Annotated in this window: 23 protein-coding genes; 9 read left to right on the top strand and 14 right to left on the bottom strand. The window is 58.9% G+C overall.

The window, feature by feature from the left end; all coding sequences use genetic code 11:
• Positions 1-2 precede the first annotated feature (2 nt).
• The 8 genes from NL116_RS09455 to NL116_RS09420 form a co-directional block, all read right to left on the bottom strand.
• Positions 3-1,412, bottom strand: a complete 1,410-nt coding sequence (locus NL116_RS09455; protein ID WP_027922514.1) for a circularly permuted type 2 ATP-grasp protein — start codon at positions 1,410-1,412, stop codon at positions 3-5.
• A gap of 395 nt (positions 1,413-1,807) precedes the next feature.
• Positions 1,808-2,149 carry a ribonuclease E inhibitor RraB gene (locus NL116_RS09450; protein ID WP_027922513.1) on the bottom strand — a complete coding sequence of 114 codons (342 nt, stop codon included), beginning with the start codon at positions 2,147-2,149 and terminating at the stop codon, positions 1,808-1,810.
• Between the two features lie 213 nt (positions 2,150-2,362).
• Positions 2,363-2,596 carry a hypothetical protein gene (locus NL116_RS09445; RefSeq protein WP_494376934.1) on the bottom strand — a complete coding sequence of 78 codons (234 nt, stop codon included), beginning with the start codon at positions 2,594-2,596 and terminating at the stop codon, positions 2,363-2,365.
• Positions 2,597-2,751: 155 nt separating this feature from the next.
• Positions 2,752-3,627 carry a polyamine aminopropyltransferase gene (gene speE, locus NL116_RS09440; protein ID WP_494376933.1) on the bottom strand — a complete coding sequence of 292 codons (876 nt, stop codon included), beginning with the start codon at positions 3,625-3,627 and terminating at the stop codon, positions 2,752-2,754.
• Between the two features lie 277 nt (positions 3,628-3,904).
• Positions 3,905-4,096 carry a PLDc N-terminal domain-containing protein gene (locus NL116_RS09435; protein ID WP_494376932.1) on the bottom strand — a complete coding sequence of 64 codons (192 nt, stop codon included), beginning with the start codon at positions 4,094-4,096 and terminating at the stop codon, positions 3,905-3,907.
• 64 nt (positions 4,097-4,160) lie between these two features.
• Positions 4,161-4,691, bottom strand: coding sequence for a hypothetical protein (locus NL116_RS09430; RefSeq protein ID WP_494376931.1), 531 nt, complete (start codon positions 4,689-4,691; stop codon positions 4,161-4,163).
• Positions 4,692-4,804: 113 nt separating this feature from the next.
• A complete protein-coding gene (locus NL116_RS09425) occupies positions 4,805-5,323 on the bottom strand; it encodes an ankyrin repeat domain-containing protein (RefSeq protein WP_494376930.1) in 519 nt (172 codons plus the stop codon).
• Between the two features lie 96 nt (positions 5,324-5,419).
• On the bottom strand, positions 5,420-7,258 hold the full coding sequence (locus NL116_RS09420) for a long-chain-acyl-CoA synthetase (RefSeq protein WP_494376929.1): 1,839 nt from the start codon (positions 7,256-7,258) through the stop codon (positions 5,420-5,422).
• A gap of 340 nt (positions 7,259-7,598) precedes the next feature.
• On the opposite strand from NL116_RS09420, the gene NL116_RS09415 reads away from it, so the two are divergent.
• The gene (locus NL116_RS09415; RefSeq protein ID WP_494376928.1) at positions 7,599-7,877 is read left to right on the top strand and encodes a DUF3509 domain-containing protein; all 279 of its coding nucleotides are present in this window, start codon (positions 7,599-7,601) and stop codon (positions 7,875-7,877) included.
• A gap of 123 nt (positions 7,878-8,000) precedes the next feature.
• Here the strand turns inward: NL116_RS09415 and mtnC are convergent, their stop codons facing one another.
• The 5 genes from mtnC to aroC are packed head-to-tail and all read right to left on the bottom strand — an operon-like array spanning position 8,001 to position 12,149.
• Entirely contained in the window at positions 8,001-8,684 is a 684-nt protein-coding gene (gene mtnC, locus NL116_RS09410) for an acireductone synthase (RefSeq protein ID WP_494376927.1), read from the bottom strand.
• Positions 8,685-8,688: 4 nt separating this feature from the next.
• A complete protein-coding gene (locus NL116_RS09405) occupies positions 8,689-9,234 on the bottom strand; it encodes a 1,2-dihydroxy-3-keto-5-methylthiopentene dioxygenase (RefSeq protein ID WP_494376926.1) in 546 nt (181 codons plus the stop codon).
• Positions 9,235-9,254: 20 nt separating this feature from the next.
• Positions 9,255-9,881 carry a methylthioribulose 1-phosphate dehydratase gene (locus NL116_RS09400; RefSeq protein ID WP_494376925.1) on the bottom strand — a complete coding sequence of 209 codons (627 nt, stop codon included), beginning with the start codon at positions 9,879-9,881 and terminating at the stop codon, positions 9,255-9,257.
• Positions 9,878-11,023 carry an MFS transporter gene (locus tag NL116_RS09395; protein ID WP_494376924.1) on the bottom strand — a complete coding sequence of 382 codons (1,146 nt, stop codon included), beginning with the start codon at positions 11,021-11,023 and terminating at the stop codon, positions 9,878-9,880. Before NL116_RS09395 ends, NL116_RS09400 begins: the two co-directional genes overlap by 4 nt.
• A 34-nt stretch (positions 11,024-11,057) precedes the next feature.
• Positions 11,058-12,149 carry a chorismate synthase gene (gene aroC, locus NL116_RS09390; RefSeq protein ID WP_007914036.1) on the bottom strand — a complete coding sequence of 364 codons (1,092 nt, stop codon included), beginning with the start codon at positions 12,147-12,149 and terminating at the stop codon, positions 11,058-11,060.
• Positions 12,150-12,277: 128 nt separating this feature from the next.
• On the opposite strand from aroC, the gene NL116_RS09385 reads away from it, so the two are divergent.
• Together NL116_RS09385 and NL116_RS09380 are read left to right on the top strand one after the other, a co-directional pair.
• A complete protein-coding gene (locus tag NL116_RS09385; RefSeq protein WP_494376923.1) occupies positions 12,278-13,231 on the top strand; it encodes an alpha/beta hydrolase in 954 nt (317 codons plus the stop codon).
• A 95-nt stretch (positions 13,232-13,326) separates the two neighbouring features.
• Positions 13,327-14,118, top strand: a complete 792-nt coding sequence (locus NL116_RS09380; protein ID WP_494376922.1) for a hypothetical protein — start codon at positions 13,327-13,329, stop codon at positions 14,116-14,118.
• Positions 14,119-14,229: 111 nt separating this feature from the next.
• Here NL116_RS09380 and prmB read toward each other — a convergent pair whose 3' ends face one another.
• The gene (gene prmB / locus NL116_RS09375) at positions 14,230-15,138 is read right to left on the bottom strand and encodes a 50S ribosomal protein L3 N(5)-glutamine methyltransferase (RefSeq protein ID WP_494376921.1); all 909 of its coding nucleotides are present in this window, start codon (positions 15,136-15,138) and stop codon (positions 14,230-14,232) included.
• A gap of 239 nt (positions 15,139-15,377) precedes the next feature.
• Between prmB and NL116_RS09370 the strand changes: the two genes are divergently transcribed.
• The 6 genes from NL116_RS09370 to NL116_RS09345 all read left to right on the top strand — a co-directional run bounded on the left by NL116_RS09370 (position 15,378) and on the right by NL116_RS09345 (position 19,859).
• The gene (locus NL116_RS09370; protein ID WP_494376920.1) at positions 15,378-15,968 is read left to right on the top strand and encodes a cysteine hydrolase family protein; all 591 of its coding nucleotides are present in this window, start codon (positions 15,378-15,380) and stop codon (positions 15,966-15,968) included.
• A 131-nt stretch (positions 15,969-16,099) separates the two neighbouring features.
• Positions 16,100-16,420: a hypothetical protein gene (locus NL116_RS09365; RefSeq protein ID WP_494376919.1), complete on the top strand. Its 321-nt coding sequence runs from the start codon at positions 16,100-16,102 to the stop codon at positions 16,418-16,420.
• 85 nt (positions 16,421-16,505) lie between these two features.
• Positions 16,506-17,063 (top strand): Smr/MutS family protein, encoded by a 558-nt coding sequence (locus NL116_RS09360; protein ID WP_494376918.1) that lies wholly within the window; start codon positions 16,506-16,508, stop codon positions 17,061-17,063.
• Between the two features lie 77 nt (positions 17,064-17,140).
• Positions 17,141-17,686 (top strand): GTP cyclohydrolase I FolE, encoded by a 546-nt coding sequence (gene folE / locus NL116_RS09355; protein ID WP_003204506.1) that lies wholly within the window; start codon positions 17,141-17,143, stop codon positions 17,684-17,686.
• A 104-nt stretch (positions 17,687-17,790) separates the two neighbouring features.
• Positions 17,791-18,162: a glutathione S-transferase N-terminal domain-containing protein gene (locus tag NL116_RS09350; protein ID WP_494376917.1), complete on the top strand. Its 372-nt coding sequence runs from the start codon at positions 17,791-17,793 to the stop codon at positions 18,160-18,162.
• A 347-nt stretch (positions 18,163-18,509) separates the two neighbouring features.
• Positions 18,510-19,859 carry an NCS2 family permease gene (locus NL116_RS09345; RefSeq protein WP_027922494.1) on the top strand — a complete coding sequence of 450 codons (1,350 nt, stop codon included), beginning with the start codon at positions 18,510-18,512 and terminating at the stop codon, positions 19,857-19,859.
• Positions 19,860-19,920 lie beyond the last annotated feature (61 nt).

Below are 19,920 nucleotides of genomic sequence, written 5' to 3'. Positions count from 1 at the left end.
CTTCAATCCTCGACCACCCAGGTGTCCTTGGTTCCGCCACCCTGGGAGGAATTCACCACCAGAGAGCCTTCACGCAGGGCGACGCGGGTCAAACCGCCGGGCACAACCCGGGTTTCGCGGCCAGACAATACAAACGGACGCAGGTCGATATGGCGTGGCGCAATGCCATTTTCGACAAAGGTCGGACAGGTCGACAGGGACAACGTCGGTTGCGCGATGTACGCGTGCGGCTTGGCTTTGATCCGTGCGCGGAACGACTCGATTTCCGCCGCCGTCGCCGCCGGCCCCACCAGCATTCCGTAACCGCCGGAGCCTTGTGTTTCCTTGACCACCAGATCCGGAAGATTGGCCAGCACGTGGGACAGTTCAGAAGGATTACGGCACTGGAAGGTCGGCACGTTCTTCAGGATCGGTTCTTCGTCGAGGTAAAAACGGATCATGTCCGTGACAAACGGGTACACCGACTTGTCGTCCGCCACTCCGGTGCCGATGGCATTCGCCAGCACGACATTGCCAGAACGGTACGACGACAATAGCCCCGGAACGCCCAGCATCGAGTCCGGATTGAACGCCAGCGGATCGAGGAACGCGTCGTCGAGGCGACGGTAGATCACGTCGACGGCTTTAGGCCCGTCCGTGGTGCGCATGAACACTTTGTCATCGCGCACGAACAAGTCCGCCCCCTCCACCAGCTCAACCCCCATCTCCCGAGCCAGAAAGGCATGCTCGAAAAATGCGCTGTTAAAACGACCTGGGGTCAGCACCACCACGCTCGGGTTGTCGATCGGGCTGGAGCTTTTCAGGGTATCCAGAAGCAAATTCGGATAGTGATCGATGGGGGCAATGCGCTGTGCCGCAAACAGTTCGGGGAACAGACGCATCATCATCTTGCGGTCTTCGAGCATGTAGCTCACACCGCTCGGTGTCCGTAGGTTGTCTTCGAGCACGTAATACGTGCCGTCACCGTCGCGCACCAGATCGACGCCAGAGATATGCGAATAGATATCGCGGTGCAGATCCAGCCCTTGCATCGCCAACTGGTATTGCTCGTTGGCCAGCACTTGCTCGGCCGGGATGATGCCGGCCTTGATGATGCGCTGCTCGTGATAGAGGTCGGCAAGAAACATGTTCAGTGCCTTGACCCGCTGAATGCAGCCGCGCTCGACAACCCGCCACTCGCTGGCAGGAATGCTGCGAGGGATGGTGTCGAAAGGAATCAGGCGCTCTGTCCCCTGTTCGTCTCCGTAGAGCGTGAAGGTTATCCCGGCGCGATGAAATAACAGATCGGCCTCGCGTCGCCGTTGTGCCAAAAGCTCGTCAGGCGTTTCGGCCAGCCAACGGGCAAACTCCCGATAATGCGGGCGGACCTGGCCGCCGGCATCGTACATTTCATCAAAATAGGTGCGGATCATGCCGTACTCCTTGTCACCCGGACATCTAGGCTTCGCAAGGCCCGTGCCATCGGCAGAAACGCTTTGATATCAATCGGTTGGATAATCGCCCCGTTTACATCGCACCATTCCTGTGCAGCAAACGTCCCAACCTGACAGCCCCCGCATCATTGCAAGGCGACCGTGTCGCCTATCACCAGCATAGTCAGAGTTGATTTCACTGCCCGGCCACCGGTGCGGATAATTCGCGCATTCGCTGGAAAATCAGCCCGAACTTCCCTTTAGCCGCCTGCTCAGGCGGTTTTTTTTGCCCCGGATTCTTGTTTCAGGGTTTTGCCGGACGTGTTTTACGCCCACTGAAAACCAAAACGGCCAACCCGAAGGTCAGCCGTTAGTGCGTGTCACTGTTCATAGGATTATGCGAGTAGCCCTCGTACCTCCTGCTTGACGCCCCATCCTTCGATGATTCCACCCAGAGGCTCGACCACCGCCTCAAAGCCTTGCTCGAAATCGCCGATGTCATCGTAAGTGGCATACATCACTTTGCTCAGTTCGAGCGCCCATGCGCCGTCGTCGCGCACGCTGATTTGCGCATTCAGGGATTCACCACGGTAATGACCTGCTGCTCTGCGGGCCCGCTCCTCGTCGGGGAAAATGGCGTAGAACTCGATGGGGTGGAATCTTGAAAAGTCGAAACCGCCTTCTTTCATGCGGCGCAGCACCGAGCTGCTGATGTCTTCTTGATAGGCTGTGCTCATGAAACGTCCCCCTCATAGTGATGGATAGACTTTCCGTATTCCCGGCACGCGCAACCGAGTGGTGCGAGCGATGCGGCAACTTCGTTGCCGGTGGGAAGCAAGCATGTAGCTGACAAGACCAGACCTTAGCGATCCATTCGCTGATCTCGATTGCAGAGTAGCCTCAAGAGAGAGCCGCTGCCAAGGCCTGGATGAGAATGAGACAGGAGAGGTTCAGATTGGCGTGATGCCGAGGATTTGAATACTGTTCTGGGCTTTGAGACTTTTGACGCTCGCATCGGGGGTTCGCCCTTCCAGATCGTTCAGATCCAGTTCGGCGGCGACAGGCAGGAGTCGGGCCTTGATGAGTTTGGCGGCGTGCTCATTATCCGGGCACTCGTCGCACTCAAAGACTTCATCGACTGTTTCACCATGATCATCGACGAAAGTGATTTTCCACTTTTGCATCAGTGCCTCCTCGATAAAACCCATGGATGGGCTTACATGCATCTGGACTTTTGCGCTGATTGATCGTTCAAACGGATTGCGTTGTTCTGACAGGAAAAACATACCCCTTGTGGGAGCGAGCAAGCCCGCTCCCACATTGGGGTTGGGTACAACCTTTAGTCGTTACTTGGCTTGTTCACCGCTTGCAGCACGTATTGCGGCAAGGCGAAGGCGCCGATGTGAATCTCTGGATTGTAGTAGCGAGTGATGATGCCGCTGCCGGCGAAACGCTGTTGCAGGGTGTCACGGGACAGTTTGCGATAAGCGGTATTGGTCGCGCCCCAGGCGAACGTCATCGAGCCGCCGATGTAGGTCGGCACGGCCGCCTGATAGAAGTGCCAGTCCGGGAACAGGCTGCGCAGACGCCCGGCGGTGGTTTTCACTTCTTCGATCTGCATGAACGGCGTGCCGTTCTGGGTTACCAGAATGCCGCCCTCGTTCAGGCAGCGACGGCAGGCCTGATAAAAGTTTTCCGAGAACAGTACTTCACCCGGACCGATCGGGTCGGTGGAGTCGGAAATGATCACGTCGAACTTTTCAGTGGTGGTGGCGACGAAGCGCATACCGTCGTCGATCACCAGGTTCAGGCGAGGATCCTCGAACGCCCCTTTGGAGTGGTTCGGCAGGAACTCCTTGCACATGTCGACCACGGTGCCGTCGATCTCGACCATGGTGATGTGTTCGATGCTGCGGTGCTTGGCCACTTCACGCAGCATGCCGCCGTCGCCGCCGCCGATGATCAACACGCGCTTGGCGCTGCCGTGCGCCAGGATCGGCACGTGGGTGAGCATTTCGTGGTAGATGAATTCGTCGGCTTCGGTGGTCTGGATCACGCCGTCCAGTGCCATCACCCGGCCCATGCGCGGGTTTTCGAAAATCACCAGGTGCTGGTGTTCGGTGCGCACTTCGTGCAGCAGTTTTTCCATGCGAAAGCGCTGGCCGTAACCTTCGTAGAGGGTTTCCAGGTATTCGCTGGTAGGGGTATTGCTCATGGGAAGTGCTCCGATGAATGCGGGTGGCAACGGACGGTTACCCGCCCATGATGGCCAATCGAGCAGCTCGATCAACCGGGAAAGGCGCGCATTCTACGTCGCGGAAGATGACAGGTCGAACCTCACTTGATGAGGCGACACATTCCTCTGTGGGAGCTGCGGTGCGACGTCTCGACTTGCCTGCGATGCGGACGTCTCGGTCTGTCAGGTGGACCGCAGCGAATTCATCGCGGGCAAGCCACGCTCCCACAGGTTCAGTGTCGGTTGCGAGGACGCATCAGATGCGGGCATTGCCCCGTGGCCCCGCAATGGCCCAGATGATCAGGCCCAAGACCGGCAGGAACGCGATCAACAGCACCCAGAGGATTTTCATCCCGGTGGTGGCGCCACTTTTGAGCACGTTGATGATGGCCCAGATATCCAGTACGAAAATGATCAAGGCGACCAGGCTATTGAACGTAGAACCCATGGTGACGCTCCCTAAGAATGATGTGCACCCTTAGGATAGCCGGGCCTTGCGAGGGTTCCGCTTTTTATACGTGAATTGCAATCTTCAGCGCTTCCAGCGACGGCGCAGCGGCGATGCCGATTTCGGCGCACAACTTCACCACGCGGGGCACGTCGTTGCCGTAGACCAGCACCACTTGCAGTTCGTCGTCGAGCAACTGGCTGAAATTCATCAGCGTGTAACCGCCGTTTTCCTTGTTCATGCTGCCCATTTGCACCTGAATGCGGTTGAGCGCGGTCAGGGCCTCGGTCTTGGCCAGTTGCTTGGGTTTGATATTGAAATCAACGCCGGGGCCGAACGAGGCGACGATCTGGGCGAACAGGTCCATATAGGTATCGGCCTGAAACAGCACCGTCTCCGGCAGACTGCCGACCACCACCCATTCACCCAAGGGCATCGGGAACGTGTCGTCGTAGTTGATATCCGGGTTGGCCGTCAGGAAAGCCTGAGGATCGGCGTAGGCCTGAGCCGCTTCGTCAGCGACTTTGAGGATTTCGTCATCGCTCATGCACCCGGAGCTGATTTTGCTGATGAGTTCGACGAGTGCGGCTTTCATGAGGTGGATCCTGTAGCGAATGAATGTTGAGGGCGCGAAGGATAGCGCATTCGGAGGAAGTTACCGAGCAGGGTAAGGCCTGTGGCGAGGGGCTGCCCCCCCGCCACAAAGGGTCAGCCGAGCAGTTTTTCCAGCTGGGCGATGGTGTCGGTGGCGCCGAGGGTTTTAGCGGCATCGAGGGCCGACACGCCGTTGGCGTCCTTGGCTTTCGGATCGGCACCTTTGCTGATCAGGTAGTCGACGATTTCGACGCGGTTGAACATCGCCGCCATCATCAGCGCGGTCCGGCCATCAAACGATGAACCTTCCACTTGCGCCCCGCCCTCGACCAAGGCCTTGACCACCGCCAGGTCGCCCTTGAACGCGGCACCGGCAATCGGGCTTTGGCCGTTGTCATTGCGGATTTCCGGATCGGCCTTGTGTTCGAGCAGGACTTTCACCGTATCCACGTGGCCATGGTAGGCGGCCAGCATCAGCAGGGTGTCGCCCTTGTGGTTACGCAGGTTGGGCGGCAGGCCTTTGGTCAGCAGCGCAGCCATCATGGCCGCATCGCCCTCGCGCGCCTTGTTGAATACCTGTTCGGCAAATTCAGCGGCTTCTTCGGGGGTCATCTGGCGGCTTTGGTCGGACATCGGGGGCTCCCTGTTCGGTTATTCGCAAAGCCGACAGTTTCCAGAGCAGCCCCCAGGCTGTCACTTGTTTTTTCTCAAAAGCCGCCATAGGCACATTCAATAGCGGTACTTGCCGCCGTGAATATCCGCCAGCACCTGCTCGGTGACCTGCACGTAGGTCTGGGTGCCGGGCAGCCAGGCGTAGATCGGGTCATCGCCAGTTTTGCCGGGGTCGAAGGCTTCGTCCTTGAGCCGGGTTTTCTGGTATTTGAAGGTCCCGGTGGTTTCCATTTTCACCTTCACCCGCAAAAACAGCGGCACGGCATAGGCCGGCATTTGCTGGCGAGCGAAATCCAGCAGTTCGCTGAAGTCCAGGGTGGCCAGGGATTCGGCCGGAGTAATCGCGGCCATGCCGGCACGTCCATTGGTGTTGTGGACTTCGACGCCATACGCCACGGCTTCCGCGATATGCGGGTGTTGCAGGAGGATGTTTTCCACTTCCGTGGTCGAGACGTTCTCGCCCTTCCAGCGGTAGGTGTCGCCCAAGCGGTCGACGAATTGCGCATGGCCGAAACCAATGTTGCGCAGCAGGTCTCCGGTGTTGAAGTAACGATCGCCCTTCTTGAACACGTCATGCAGCACGACTTTTTCGGTCTTTTGCGGATCGGTGTAGCCGTCCAGCGGCGCCTTGTCGTCGATTCTCGCCAGTAACAAACCCTGTGCGCCCTTGGCCACTTTGTTCATGAAACCCTTGGCATCGCGAATCGGCTGACCGCTGTCGTGATCGTAGGCCACCAATTCCCAGGCCATCAGCGAGAATCCGATGGTGTGGTCAAAGTTGAGAATGTTGGTGAAGCCGATATTGCCGTCGCTGGCCGCATACAGTTCACAGATATGCTCGACGCCAAAGCGGGTCTTGAAGGCGTCCCACGCGCCGGGTCGCAAACCGTTGCCAATCATCTTTGTCACACCGTGCTGACTGTCGTCGGGATTGGTTGGTTGATCCACCAGATAGCGGCACAGCTCGCCGACGTAACCGAGGGTGGTCGCGCGGTACTTGCGCACGTCATTCCAGAACTGACTGGCGCTGAACTTGCGGCGGATGGCAAACCCCGAGGCGCCGCTGATGGCCGAGCCCCAGCACACGCAGAGCCCGGTGGCGTGGTACAGCGGCAAGGTGCAATAGACGATGTCGTGGGGCTGCATGTCCAAGGCGATCAGGCCGAAACTGGCGGAGCTGCGCATCCAGCGTCCGTGTTTGAAAACGCCAGCCTTGGGCAATCCGGTGGTGCCCGAGGTGTAGATATAGAAACAAGGATCGTCGAAGAAAACCTGCTGGCTGCTGGCTGGATTGCCGTCGACCGCGTCGGCACTGGCTGTCATCAGGTTGACGAAGCCGTCGGGCGCAATGCCCGGCTGGTTGTAGGTATCTTGATCGGCGACGAACCAGGTTCGCGCCGGCGCGATGGACACCCGTTCGCGGACCTGGGTAAACGCCGGAACCAGCTCACCGCCGACAATGATCGCCACCGGGGCCACCAGGTTCAGGCTGTGCGCGAGGGTATCGCGGGTCTGCGAGGTATTGAGCAAGGCACTGATTGCGCCGACCTTGGCCACCGCCAGAATCGTCACCAGTAACTCCGGACGGTTCTCAATGAAGACCGCGACCACGTCACCCTTGCCGATGCCTTGGGCCGTCAGATGATGAGCAATACGGTTCGCCCATTGATTGACCTGCGTATAGGTCAGCGTCACGTCACCCTGCAATAACGCGGGGCCATCGGGATTGCGTAACGTCGCCTGTTCAAAACACCAGCCCAGGCCACACGGTTGGGTCGGATCCTTGACGTTGGCGACTTTCAGGCCTTTCACCACGCGGGGAATGGCTCTGGCGATCGTCGGCAGTTTGCGGAGCATCATGCCCCAGGTAATCGTGTCGTTCAGCCTGCGTTTCATGCGTGCTCCCGCTGATTTTTTTATTGTCGGGCGGCGTTCCATGAGCTCGAAAATACGTCAGCGGTTCTTGGACTGTACACGCGGTTTTTGCAATGTTTTGTATCCAAAGCCCGCACAAACGGACCCTGAACCTCGACGTGCGGATTGGTTCCATCGAATCAGCAACATCTTTCAAAATGCAGGATGCACGATGGCCATTCATGCAGATTGCACGAAAGCAAAAACAAGATAAAAGTTTATCTTATTGATTTATAACGATTTTATTGATTTTAAATACTGGCACAATCGCTGCAACTACCTCTCCATGCTTGCCAATCACGTGCAAACGGAGCTGATAGACATGAGCCTGATTCAAGAAAAATTTTCCTCCCTGTTCTCCAACTTCGAAGTCACCACCCAGGCCCGCCCTGACGGCGGGATTCTCCTGACCCTGCGCAGCAGCGAAGGCCGGGTGTTCAAGCGTTCGATTTCCTACCAGCAATTGCACGCTGGCGATCAGTTGACGTGGGTAATCAGTGCAATTCGCCGTGACCTTGCCGAACAGGCGAGTGAACTGCCGCAGATCTCCATGCTGCAAAGCCAGCAACGATTTGCCTTGCCGACTTATCACACGGCGTAAATCGTTGCCGCGCTTAAAACAAACAGGCCGTGAGCTTTCGCTTCACGGCCTGAGTTGTTTCTGGCATAGCAAAATCCCTGTACGAGCGAGCAGGCTCACTCCAACAGGTAATGTGTTTGGGTTTCAGAAAGTGGAGGGATTGATTCGCGCGAAACTGTCGACGGTCAGATGCCCCGCCAATTCCCCGCCCTCTCGTGCCAACCCGCAGGTCGCCATCCCGGCCGTGCGCGCAGCGTTCAGCTCCTCGACGATATCGGATAGAAACAGAATCTGCGCCGGCTCAAGCCCGATAACCTGAGTGATGCGTTCGTAAGACTGCGCTTCCCGCTTGGGCCCCGACGTGGTGTCGAAATAGCCGCTGAACAGTGGCGACAAATCCCCCGCTTCCGAACAGCCGAAAATCAGTTTTTGCGCCTGGATCGAGCCCGACGAATACACAAACAGTTGATAACCTTGCTGATGCCAGCGCTTGAGCGCGTCAACCGCATCCGGGTAAACGTGGCCCTTCAACTGCCCCGCCTGATAACCCTGCTCCCAGACCATGCCTTGCAACGCTTTGAGCGGCGTGGCTTTGCGGTCTTCGGCGATCCAGCTCAAGAGGATGGCGATCACCCGCTCAACGTCGGCGTCCAACTCGGCGCTGTCGCGGCGCACGGCCGACAGTTGCTCCGCCACATCGGCGCGCGCGGCGTGCTGACGGACAAACTCCGGCAGGTGTTTGGCGGCGTAGGGAAACAGCACGTCGAACACAAAACTCACCGCGCTGGTGGTGCCTTCGATGTCGGTGAGAATCGCTTTGATCGGCATCGGTTCAGTCCTCAAGACGCGGGAAGCGGCTGGCGATGTCTTCGCCGGTGAAGTTGGCCACCCAGCCTTCAGGGTTGTTGAACAGGCGGATCGCGACAAAATGCGGATGCTCGCCCATGTCAAACCAGTGCGGCGTGCCGGCCGGCACCGAGATCAGATCGTTCTTTTCGCAGAGCACCGCGTAGACGTAATCGTCGATGTGCAGGGTAAACAGTCCACGACCCGCCACGAAAAACCGCACTTCGTCTTCGCCATGACGGTGTTCGTCGAGGAACTTGGCGCGCAGTTCGGCTTTTTGCGGGTGATCGCTGTTCAGGCTGATGACGTCGACGGTGATGTAACCGCGCTCGGTCATCAGTTTGTCGATCTGTTCCTGATACGCGGCGATCACTTCTTCCTGACTCGCGCCGGGCTGGATTTTCGCCGCCGCTTGCCAGCGGTCGAAACGCACGCCTTTCTCGGCCAGGGTCGAGGCGATGTCTTCGAAATGGGTCAGGACCTTGTTCGGCAGGTCAGGGCTTGAGACGTGGTAAACGGACAGGCTGCTCATCAGGGCAACTCCTTAACGGTTCATGCTTTACGGTTAAAGAGCGCGCGCATCTTCAACTCGCACTCGAACAAAAATTCAAAGGCCTCGATCTGCCGCAGCGCATCGCTCATGCGCGCGCCCCAGGTGTAGAGGCCATGGCCGCGAATCAGGTAGCCGACGCAATCGGGATGGGCGTCCAGCCAAGGCTGCACCTTGGCGGCGAGGCGCGCAATGTCCTGATCGTTGTCGAAAATCGGCACTCGCACCCGCGACTCGTGGGTCGACACGCCGGTGAAAGCTTTTTGCAGTTCGTAGTCTTCGAACTCGATGAAGTCTTCTGGCGTGAGGCGCGACAGCACCGTGGCGTTCACCGAATGGGTGTGCAGCACCGCGCCGATTTCCGCGCGCCAGCTGTAGAGCTGGGTGTGCAGCAGGGTTTCGGCGGACGGCTTTTTGCCCGGTTCCAGGCTGTTGCCCGACAAATCGGTGGCGAGCACATCGTCGAGCCCCAACTGTCCTTTGTGCTTGCCGGACACCGTCAGCAGCGCTTCGCTCGGCGACAGGCGCGTCGAGTAGTTGCTGCTGGTGGCCGGTGACCAACCGCGGCCATACAGAAAACGCCCGGCGTCGATGATTTCCTGGGCGAGGTGTTCACGGGTAAGGCTCATGGCCTGTCCTCTTGCAGTCGTGTGGCAATGATAATGGCAGCCGCCAAGGCTGCGAGGCTTGCAATACTAAAGGTCAACGGGGCGCCGAGGGCATTCCAGCTGTAGCCGGAATACAATGCGCCCAATGCGCCGCCCGTGCCGGCCAGTGCGGCATAAAGCGCCTGGCCCTGCCCTTGCTGGCGTGCGCCGAAACTACGTTGCACGAACTGGATGGCAGCGGCGTGAAAGCTGCCGAACGTGGCCGCGTGCAGCACTTGGGCAAACAGCAATACCCAGAGATATTCGGCAAACGAACCGAGCAACAGCCAACGCAACGCCGCCAACAGGAAACTCGCCAGCAGTACCCGGCGCACCGAGAAGCGTACGAGGATTTTGCTCATGGCCAGGAACATCAGCACTTCAGCAACCACGCCGACCGCCCAGAGCATGCCGATCACACCACGGCTGTAGCCCAAACGCTCAAGGTGCAAGGTCAAAAACGTGTAATACGGGCCGTGGCTCATCTGCATCAGCGCCACACAGGCATAAAACGCCAGCACGCCGGGGCTGCGCAGTTGTTTGAGAAACCCGTCCCCCGCTTCACGAAGGCCTTGAACCGGTTGTGCGTTCGGCACCCACAGGCTGCTGACGACAATCCCGGCCATGATCAACACCAACGCCACCGGATAGATGTCGAGACTGAGCCATTCGAACAATCGGCCCAGCAACACCACAGTGATGATGAAACCGATGGAACCCCAGAGCCGAATCTGGCTATAGCGCGAGGTCTGGCCCTTGAGGTGCGCCAGGGTGATCACTTCGAACTGCGGCAACACCGCGTGCCAGAAAAACGCATGCAACGCCATGACCATCGCCAGCCAGGCGTAGGTCTTGCTGACGAAAATCAGCGAAAACGTCAGCAGCGTACACACCGCACCGAAGCGCACGATGGCCAGGCGCCGGCCGGTGTAATCACCCAGCCAACCCCAGATGTTCGGGGCGACGCAGCGCATCAGCATCGGGATCGCCACCAGTTCGCCGATGCGAGCACTGGAAAATCCCAGGTGATCGAAGTACAGCGCCAGAAAAGGCGCTGTCGAACCGAGCAAGGCGAAATAGAACAGATAGAAACTGGAGAGCCGCCAGTACGGGAGCGCCGCCACGTTCTTCAGACCGCAGCGGCGTTGAAGTCAGCCATTAAAGCTGACCCAGCACCGGGGTGCTCACGCGCACATCGGCGTTCTGCCCACGGTGACGCAACAGGTGATCCATCAGCACGATGGCCATCATCGCTTCAGCGATGGGCGTCGCGCGGATGCCGACGCACGGGTCGTGACGGCCCTTGGTGATGACGTCCACCGGGTTGCCATGAATGTCGATGGAACGGCCCGGCGTGGTGATGCTCGACGTCGGCTTCAACGCCAGGTGCGCAACAATCGGCTGACCGGACGAAATGCCACCGAGAATGCCGCCGGCATTGTTGCTGAGGAAACCTTCCGGGGTCATTTCATCGCGGTGCTCGGTGCCGCGCTGGGCGACGCTGGCGAAACCGGCGCCGATTTCCACGCCTTTCACCGCGTTGATGCTCATCAGCGCGTGGGCCAGCTCGGCATCGAGGCGGTCGAAAATCGGCTCGCCGAGGCCCGGCATCACGCCTTCAGCGACGACGGTGATTTTCGCGCCGACCGAATCCTGGTCGCGACGCAACTGGTCCATATAGGCTTCCAGCTCCGGGACTTTGTCCGGGTCAGGGCTGAAGAAGGCGTTCTCTTCCACCGAGTCCCAGGTCTTGAACGGGATTTCAATCGGGCCGAGCTGGCTCATGTAGCCGCGAATGACGATGCCTTGGGTGGCCAGGTATTTCTTGGCAATCGCGCCAGCCGCTACGCGCATGGCCGTTTCCCGCGCCGAACTGCGACCGCCGCCACGGTAGTCGCGCTCACCGTATTTATGGTGATAGGTGTAGTCGGCGTGGGCCGGGCGGAACAGATCCTTGATCGCCGAGTAATCCTTGGACTTCTGATCGGTGTTGCGGATCAGCAGGCCAATGGAGCAACCGGTGGTGCGCCCTTCGAATACGCCGGAGAGGATTTCGACTTCATCGGCTTCTTGGCGTTGCGTGGTGTGACGGCTGGTGCCGGGCTTGCGGCGGTCCAGATCACGCTGCAAATCCTCAAGGGAAATCTCCAGCCCCGGCGGGCAGCCGTCGACAATGGCGACCAACGCCGGACCATGGCTTTCGCCCGCGGTGGTGACAGTGAACAGCTTGCCGTAGGTATTGCCGGACATGCAGGACGCTCCGTGAAATAGAACCTGAATACATAACGCGCCAGTATACGCAGGCTACCCAAGTAGTTCATCCTCGAACCTTATGGGTGCCTGCGAGTCCAACCGGCACCTTTGTGAATGATGGCGTGATGATGCTGCGAGTTTTAGCCTTGAGCCTGACCTTGTTTACCGGCTACGTGCAGGCCACCGTCCTGCAACGACCTATTACGCTGGATACCGGCACCGGAGAGCTTTTCGGCTCGCTGTTGCTGCCAAAATCCGACAATCCTGTACCGGTCGTCCTGATCATTTCCGGCTCCGGTCCTACGGATCGTGACGGCAATAACACTGACGGCGGACGCAATGACAGCCTCAAACGGCTGGCCTGGGTGCTGGCCAAACACAATATCGCCAGCGTGCGTTACGACAAACGCGGTGTGGCAGCCAGCCTTGCCGCCACGCCGGACGAACGCAATCTATCGGTAGAGGCCTATGTAGCCGATGCGGAAGCCTGGGGACAGAAGCTGAAAAGTGATCCGCGTTTCGGCCCGCTGATTCTGCTCGGCCACAGCGAAGGCGCCTTGATTGCCACCCTGGCGGCGCCGAGTGTGGACGCCGCGGCAGTCATCTCGCTGTCCGGCAGCGCGCGCCCGGTCGATCAGGTGTTGCGTCAGCAATTGAGCAATCAACTGCCTCCGGCGCTGATGCAGCGCAGCAATGAACTGCTCGACAGCCTCAAGGCCGGCCACACCGACGACAACGTGCCGCCTCCCCTTCAGACGATTTTCCGCCCGAGTGTGCAGCCGTACCTCATTTCATTGTTCCGTCAGGACCCGGCGGCAGCGTTCGCCAAATTGAAGATGCCGGCGCTGATCATTCAGGGCAGCAACGACATTCAAGTCGGTGTCGGTGACGCCAGGCTGCTGAAGGCCGCCAAACCGGACGCCGAGCTGGCGCTGATCGACGGCATGAACCACGTCATGCGCATCGTGCCCAACGACGTCAAACGGCAATTGGCCTCGTATAAAGACCCGCAATTGCCACTGGCGGCCGAGCTTGGGACACGCATCCTCGGGTTTATTGACGGACTTCGCCCCAGTTAAGCGCTGTCGACCCTCCAGTCCTGCCAAAAACGGCCGATAAGCCTTTGTCGCCAGCGCAATGGCTGGCGGCAGGGCTTGGACAGGATCTCGCCGTTATGACTGATACCCAGACTTCACCCGACACCACCGCTGAAAAAGACGCACCACCAGTGGTTGAGCTGCCGTGGGCGGACGTCCACGTCGAGCACCACAAGATGCTCCGTCTGGCGCCGCTGAAAACCGACCGCAACACCGGCGGGCGACCGCTGCGCTTTGTCGAATTCGGTTATGCCGAACGCAACAGCAAGGAGCAGAGCCTGATGCGCATGAGCATCACGCTGCCCGCCCAGCGCGTGCGTAAAGAACAGAATCACCTCGACGTGTGGGTCGATCACACCACCAGACGTGTGCACTTCGGACCCGACAGTGGACTGCAGATTGAACCGATGAACCGTGGCATCGGCCGCTTCATGGCCGCTCAAGGCATCACTTGGGCGAAGAAGCGCTGGTCCGGTTACACCGTCGACGGTATGGATCTGAACAACAAGGATGCGCTGAACGAAGACACCCGCCTGCGCCGTGATCACTTCCTCAAGGCCCATGGTTTTGAGGTGGTGTACGCCGATGCCCAGCATTTGAAGGGCAGCGTGAAAGACGTACAGGTCGGTGACCTGTCAGGCGAATGGAACACTGAAAAGCTGCAACTGGTGGAAATTCTCGAAGCGGCGCAGATGCTTCAGCAGGCCGAGCAGAACCTGGCCGAGCAGGAAGTGAAGCTGAAGACGCACGAAGAAAAGGTCAGCAAGTACAGGCGTGAAGACGCCGGGTTGCGCTTTACCATTACGTGTCTGGTGGCGTTTGCGGTGTTTCAGGCCGGGTTGTTGATCTGGATTGCTACGCACCGGTAAGGCTTCAGGACCGAGGCGCGGCCATCGCGAGCAAGCTCGCTCCCACAGGGTTTATGTCGTGACGCACACCGAACCTGTGGCAGCGAGCTTGCTCGCGATAGCGTTCTAAAGTCAGACGCGAGAAGCGAACAGTGCCTGATGGTCGCGGCACTGCTCAGCAGACAACATGAACACCCCATGCCCGCCCCGCTCGAAATCGAGCCAGGCAAAATCGACTTCCGGGTACAGCGCGTCGACGTGAACCTGGCTGTTGCCCACTTCGACAATCAGCAAGCCCTTCTCGGTCAGATGATCCGCCGCTTCCGCCAGCATGCGGCGCACCAGGTTCAAACCGTCATCGCCACAGGCCAGGCCCAGTTCCGGTTCGTGCTGATACTCGTCCGGCATATCGGCGAAATCTTCCGCATCGACGTAGGGCGGGTTCGATACGATCAAGTCGAAACGTTGACCCGGTAAACCCTCAAAGCCATCACCCTGAACCGTGTACACGCGCTCATCAACACCGTGACGCTCGATGTTCTGATTGGCCACTTCCAGCGCTTCAAACGACAGATCGGCCAGCACCACTTCGGCGTTCTGGAACTCATAGGCGCAGGCAATGCCAATGCAACCGGAACCGGTACACAGGTCGAGAATGCGTGCAGGCTCGGCGCCCAACCAGGGCTCGAAGCGCTTTTCGATCAGCTCACCAATCGGTGAACGCGGGATCAGCACGCGGTCGTCGACGATGAAGGACATGCCGCAGAACCACGCTTCGCCCAACAGGTAAGCGGTCGGAATGCGTTCTTCGATGCGGCGCTTGAGCAGGCGCTGCAGATTGACCAGTTCATCATCTTCCAGCGCACAGTCGAGGTAGCTGTCGGCGATTTCCCACGGCAGGTGCAACGCACCCAACACCAGTTGACGGGCTTCGTCCCAGGCGTTGTCGGTCCCATGGCCGAAAAACAGATCCTCCCCATGGAAGCGGCTGACGGCCCAACGGATATGGTCACGCAGGGTACGGAGGCGGGAAGTGATCACGGCGGCAAACTCCAGAAAAAACGACTGGCGATTCTAACAGCCAAAACGCGCCACGACGACGCAGGAAAAACCCCGGACCGAATGTAGGATCGATCCCTTTTTTCCGCTGGCTATTGAACAAAACCCCCCTCTTGACAAGGCTGTAAGCCAGTAATGACGGCGCCTACGATAGTAGCGATTCACAGAACCGCTCAGCCAGAGGACAATGTCGCAAAAGCCCCACTCCAAGGAGCCCCAGAATGTCCGTTCCAAAAACGATGTTTCAACTCAGTGGCCGCGGTTACGCAGCAGCCAATCTGAGCCATGCGACCCTTGTCATCATCGATGCCCAGAAGGAATACCTCAGCGGTCCGCTGGCCCTGAGCGGCATGGACGCTGCCGTCGCGAACATCAAACAATTGCTGGCGGCTGCCCGCGCGGCCGGCCGTCCCATCGTGCATGTACGCCATCTCGGTACTGTCGGCGGGCTGTTCGATCCACAAGGCGAGCGCGGAGAGTTCATCCCCGGCCTTGAGCCACAGGGCGACGAAACCATCCTCGGTAAATTGCTGCCGAGCGCGTTCCACGGCACCGAACTGGCAAAACGCCTGGAAGACCTTGGCGCCCTTGACCTGATCGTCTGCGGTTTCATGAGCCATTCCAGCGTCAGCACCACGGTGCGTGCCGCCAAGAACCTGGGTTTCCGTTGCACCTTGGTGGAAGACGCCTGCGCCACGCGAGACTTGCCTTACAAGGGCGGCGTACTGAGTGCCGAGCATGTTCAGCAGACCGAAATGGCGATCATGGCGGACAACTTCGCCACCCTCGCGCTCACTCACGATCTGATTTGATCGGCCCGTAATGAGCGGCCAATAGCGCCGCTCATCTGCAAAAGCCTCTCGTTTGCCGCAATTGTCTTAGCCTCAGGAACATCCCGGTCAACTCCCGGTCGAAGGGCCGATACCCATTGAGGAAGGTCGGAATGAAGTTATCCGATGGTTTTGACGCTCGCCGCTTGCGGCCCAAAGGCCAACGCAACTGGCGTTTTCGTATTGGCGCGGCGTTTGCCGCATTGCTGGCAACGTGCGGTGTGTTGCTCGCCATGGCCGCTGCCGCCAGCCTGTTTGGCCACGTCCCCGCGCTAGGGGAACTGAACACCAGCCGCACCGCTGCGGCAGTGGTCCTGGCGGTTGGCCTGTTCGTGCTGTACCTCGGCATATGGATGTGGCGTCGCTGCCGACGCCGTTCGCGTCAGTCGCGCGAGCTGAACATGTCGCCGCACCTGATGAAAAAACACGATTGAGCCGAGGCTTGGCATTTGCCGGGCCTCATTTGTTATGGATAGCGCCTCGACTTGGGTAAACTGGCCGACCTTCGCGGAGGCTGACATGCAAGACGACGATTTTTCCCTGTTCAAAAGTGCGATCCAAGGCGTAAAGCCGATCAAGCACGACCGCGCCGAAACCGGCAAACCCAAGGCTGACCGCGCGCAGATCGCCAAGCTGCGTCAAGCCGCAACCATTCGCACCGATGCCACCACGGTTGATGGACTGTCCGATCAGTTCGTCATCGACGTCGGCCCGGAAGATGAGTTGATGTGGGCCCGTGACGGCGTCCAGGAAAGCCAGATGCGCAAGCTCAAGGTCGGGCAGATTCCGTTCGAGGGCAGCCTCGACCTGCACGGCATGAGCGTGGAAAAAGCCCGGGAAACCCTCTGGGCTTTTCTGGCCGAAGCAACCAAATTCGAAATTCGCTGCGTGCGCGTCACCCACGGCAAAGCCGTGCGTCTGGACGGCAAGCGGCCGATGATCAAAAGTCATGTCAACACGTGGTTGCGCCAGCATTCACAAGTGCTCGGCTTTACCTCGTGCCAGGCCAGACATGGCGGCGCCGGAGCGGTGTATGTGATGCTCAAACGCACCATGATGGAAGGTCGCGACGAGTAAAGCTGTCGCGTCATGCTTGCAGCGCCGTGTTTGCCACCGTACCCTTGCCCTTTGCGAAAATCCCCACAGGTAGTTTCATGTCCCTGGAACAGAATTACACCGCGATTCTCGGCCAACTGGGCGAGGACGTCTCCCGCGAGGGCCTGCTCGACACGCCAAAACGTGCCGCCAAAGCCATGCAGTACCTCTGCCGCGGTTATGAACAGACGCTCGAAGAGGTCACCAACGGTGCCTTGTTCAGCTCCGATAACAGCGAAATGGTGCTGGTCAAGGACATCGAGCTGTACTCGTTGTGCGAACACCACCTGCTGCCGTTTATCGGCAAGGCCCACGTCGCTTACATCCCGAGCGGCAAAGTATTGGGCCTGTCGAAAGTGGCGCGCATCGTCGACATGTACGCTCGCCGCCTGCAGATCCAGGAAAACCTCAGTCGCCAGATCGCCGATGCGGTCCAGCAAGTCACCGGCGCCCTGGGCGTTGCGGTGGTGATCGAGGCCAAGCACATGTGCATGATGATGCGCGGTGTGGAGAAACAGAATTCGTCGATGATCACGTCGGTGATGCTCGGTGAGTTCCGCGAAAACGCGGCCACCCGCAGCGAGTTTCTCAGCCTGATCAAGTAACGTGCGACACGAAGAAAACCGGCATTCATCGCCGGTTTTTTTTCGTCTGCAAAAAATCAGGTAAGCTGCGCGCCCTTCTTCATTCGCACCGTGAGGCTTTCAACGTGTTCGTAAAAGCGCTTCGTGTCGGCCTTGGCCAACTGATCATCTTCATCGACTTCATCACCCGTCCGGGCAAGAAGCAGCGCCCTGCCGAGGCACAGGCCAAGGTCAACTCCGCTGCCAAGGACCTGACCCTGTATCAATTCCACGCCTGTCCGTTCTGCGTGAAAACCCGCCGCAGCCTGCGTCGCCTGAATGTGCCGGTGGCGCTGCGTGATGCAAAAAACAACGAACAGGATCGCCAGGCCCTGCTGGAGCAAGGTGGCAAGATCAAAGTGCCGTGCCTGCGCATTGAAGAGAACGGCCAGACCACCTGGATGTATGAATCCAAGGTGATCATTGATTATCTGGATAAGCGGTTTGCTGCTGCTTGATGGTTTTGGTGGTGTTCTGACGAACGCCGGTACAGTCATCACAAACCCCAGTCAAAAATAAACCGGCCTTGCGCCGGTTTATTTGTTTCTACCCCCCTCAGGTGGCTGGCCTGGCCCCTTCGCGAGCAAGTCGAAGGCGTCCGCACAGGCGATATATTCCTTTCGCCAAACTTTTCGCAAACAAAATCGAAAACATTATTTGCTTTCTTTGTATACAAAAGCATAATCCACTTCGTGCGAGTTCCTGACCAACCGGTCAACAAATTCGCAAGTGCCTCAAAGGATCGCTGCCACCCTCATGGGTCCGGTCCTGGAAATAACAATAAAACTCTTGAGGAGTACTCGCTGTGGAAAGCCGCAAATCCGAAGCATCGACGCTGGAACTCTCGCCGCCGTTACGCAATGGCTTGCTTGAGCGCATCTTCAAACTCACCTTGCATGGCACCACGGTGAAGACCGAGCTGATCGCCGGTCTGACAACCTTCATCACCATGGCTTACATCATCTTCGTCAACCCCAACATCATGGCCGACGCCGGCATCGATCACGGCGCCGCGTTTGTGGCGACCTGCATCGCGGCTGCGCTGGGTTGCCTGTTGATGGGCCTCTACGCCAACTGGCCCGTCGGCCTGGCGCCGGGCATGGGCCTGAACGCGTTCTTCACTTACACCGTGGTCGGCACCATGGGCTACAACTGGGAAACCGCCCTTGGCGCGGTGTTTGTCTCCGGTGTGTTGTTCATGATCCTGACGTTTTCCAGGATTCGCGAATGGCTGCTCAACAGCATTCCAGTCAGCCTGCGCTTCGCCATGGGTGCCGGCGTCGGTTTGTTTCTGGGGCTGATCGGCCTGAAAACCGCAGGCATCGTTGTCGATAGCCCGGCGACTCTGATTAAGCTCGGCTCCCTGCGCGAACCCGGCCCGCTGCTCGCCGCCATCTGCTTCCTGATGATCGCCATCCTCAGCTACCACAAAGTGTTCGGCGCGATCCTCATCAGCATTATCACCGTGACCCTGGCCGGTTGGGGCCTGGGCCTGGTGCACTATGAGGGCATCATGTCGGCCCCGCCGAGCCTGGCCCCGACCTGGATGGCGATGAACCTGGCCGGCGTGTTCAACGTCAGCATGATCAGCGTGGTCCTGGCCTTTCTCTTCGTGCACATGTTCGACACCGCCGGCACCCTGATGGGCGTGGCCCAGCGTGCCAACCTGGTGGGCGCTGACGGCCGGATCGAAAACCTTTCCCGTGCGATGAAAGCCGACAGCGCTTCCAGCGTCTTTGGTGCGATCGTCGGTGTTCCCCCAGTCACCAGTTATGTTGAAAGTGCCGCGGGTGTTGCCGCGGGTGGCCGGACAGGTCTTACCGCCGTGACCGTCGGTGTGCTATTTATTGCCGCGATGTTCTTCGCACCACTGGCCGGGATGATCCCGGCCTATGCCACCGCTGGCGCGCTGATTTATGTGGCGATGCTGATGATGGGCGGTATGAAGCACATCGAATGGGACGAAGCGACCGACAGCATTCCGGCCATCGTGACCGCGATCATGATGCCGCTGACCTTCTCGGTCGCCGACGGCATTGCACTGGGTTTCATCACCTACGTGGCATTGAAGGCCGGTACCGGTAAATACAAGGAAATCTCTGTCAGCTTGTGGGTGCTTTGCGCCATCTTCATCGCCAAGTTCATTTTCTTGTAAGCGCTTACGTTCCAAAAACAGTGTTTCAAAACAGCCTCACCCCACCGGGTGGGGCTTTTGC

The sequence above is a fragment of the Pseudomonas sp. FBCC-B1667 genome, from assembly GCF_059133255.1.
Note: the sequence above shows the minus strand (reverse complement) of the source record. Positions and strands in the feature narration are given on the sequence as shown.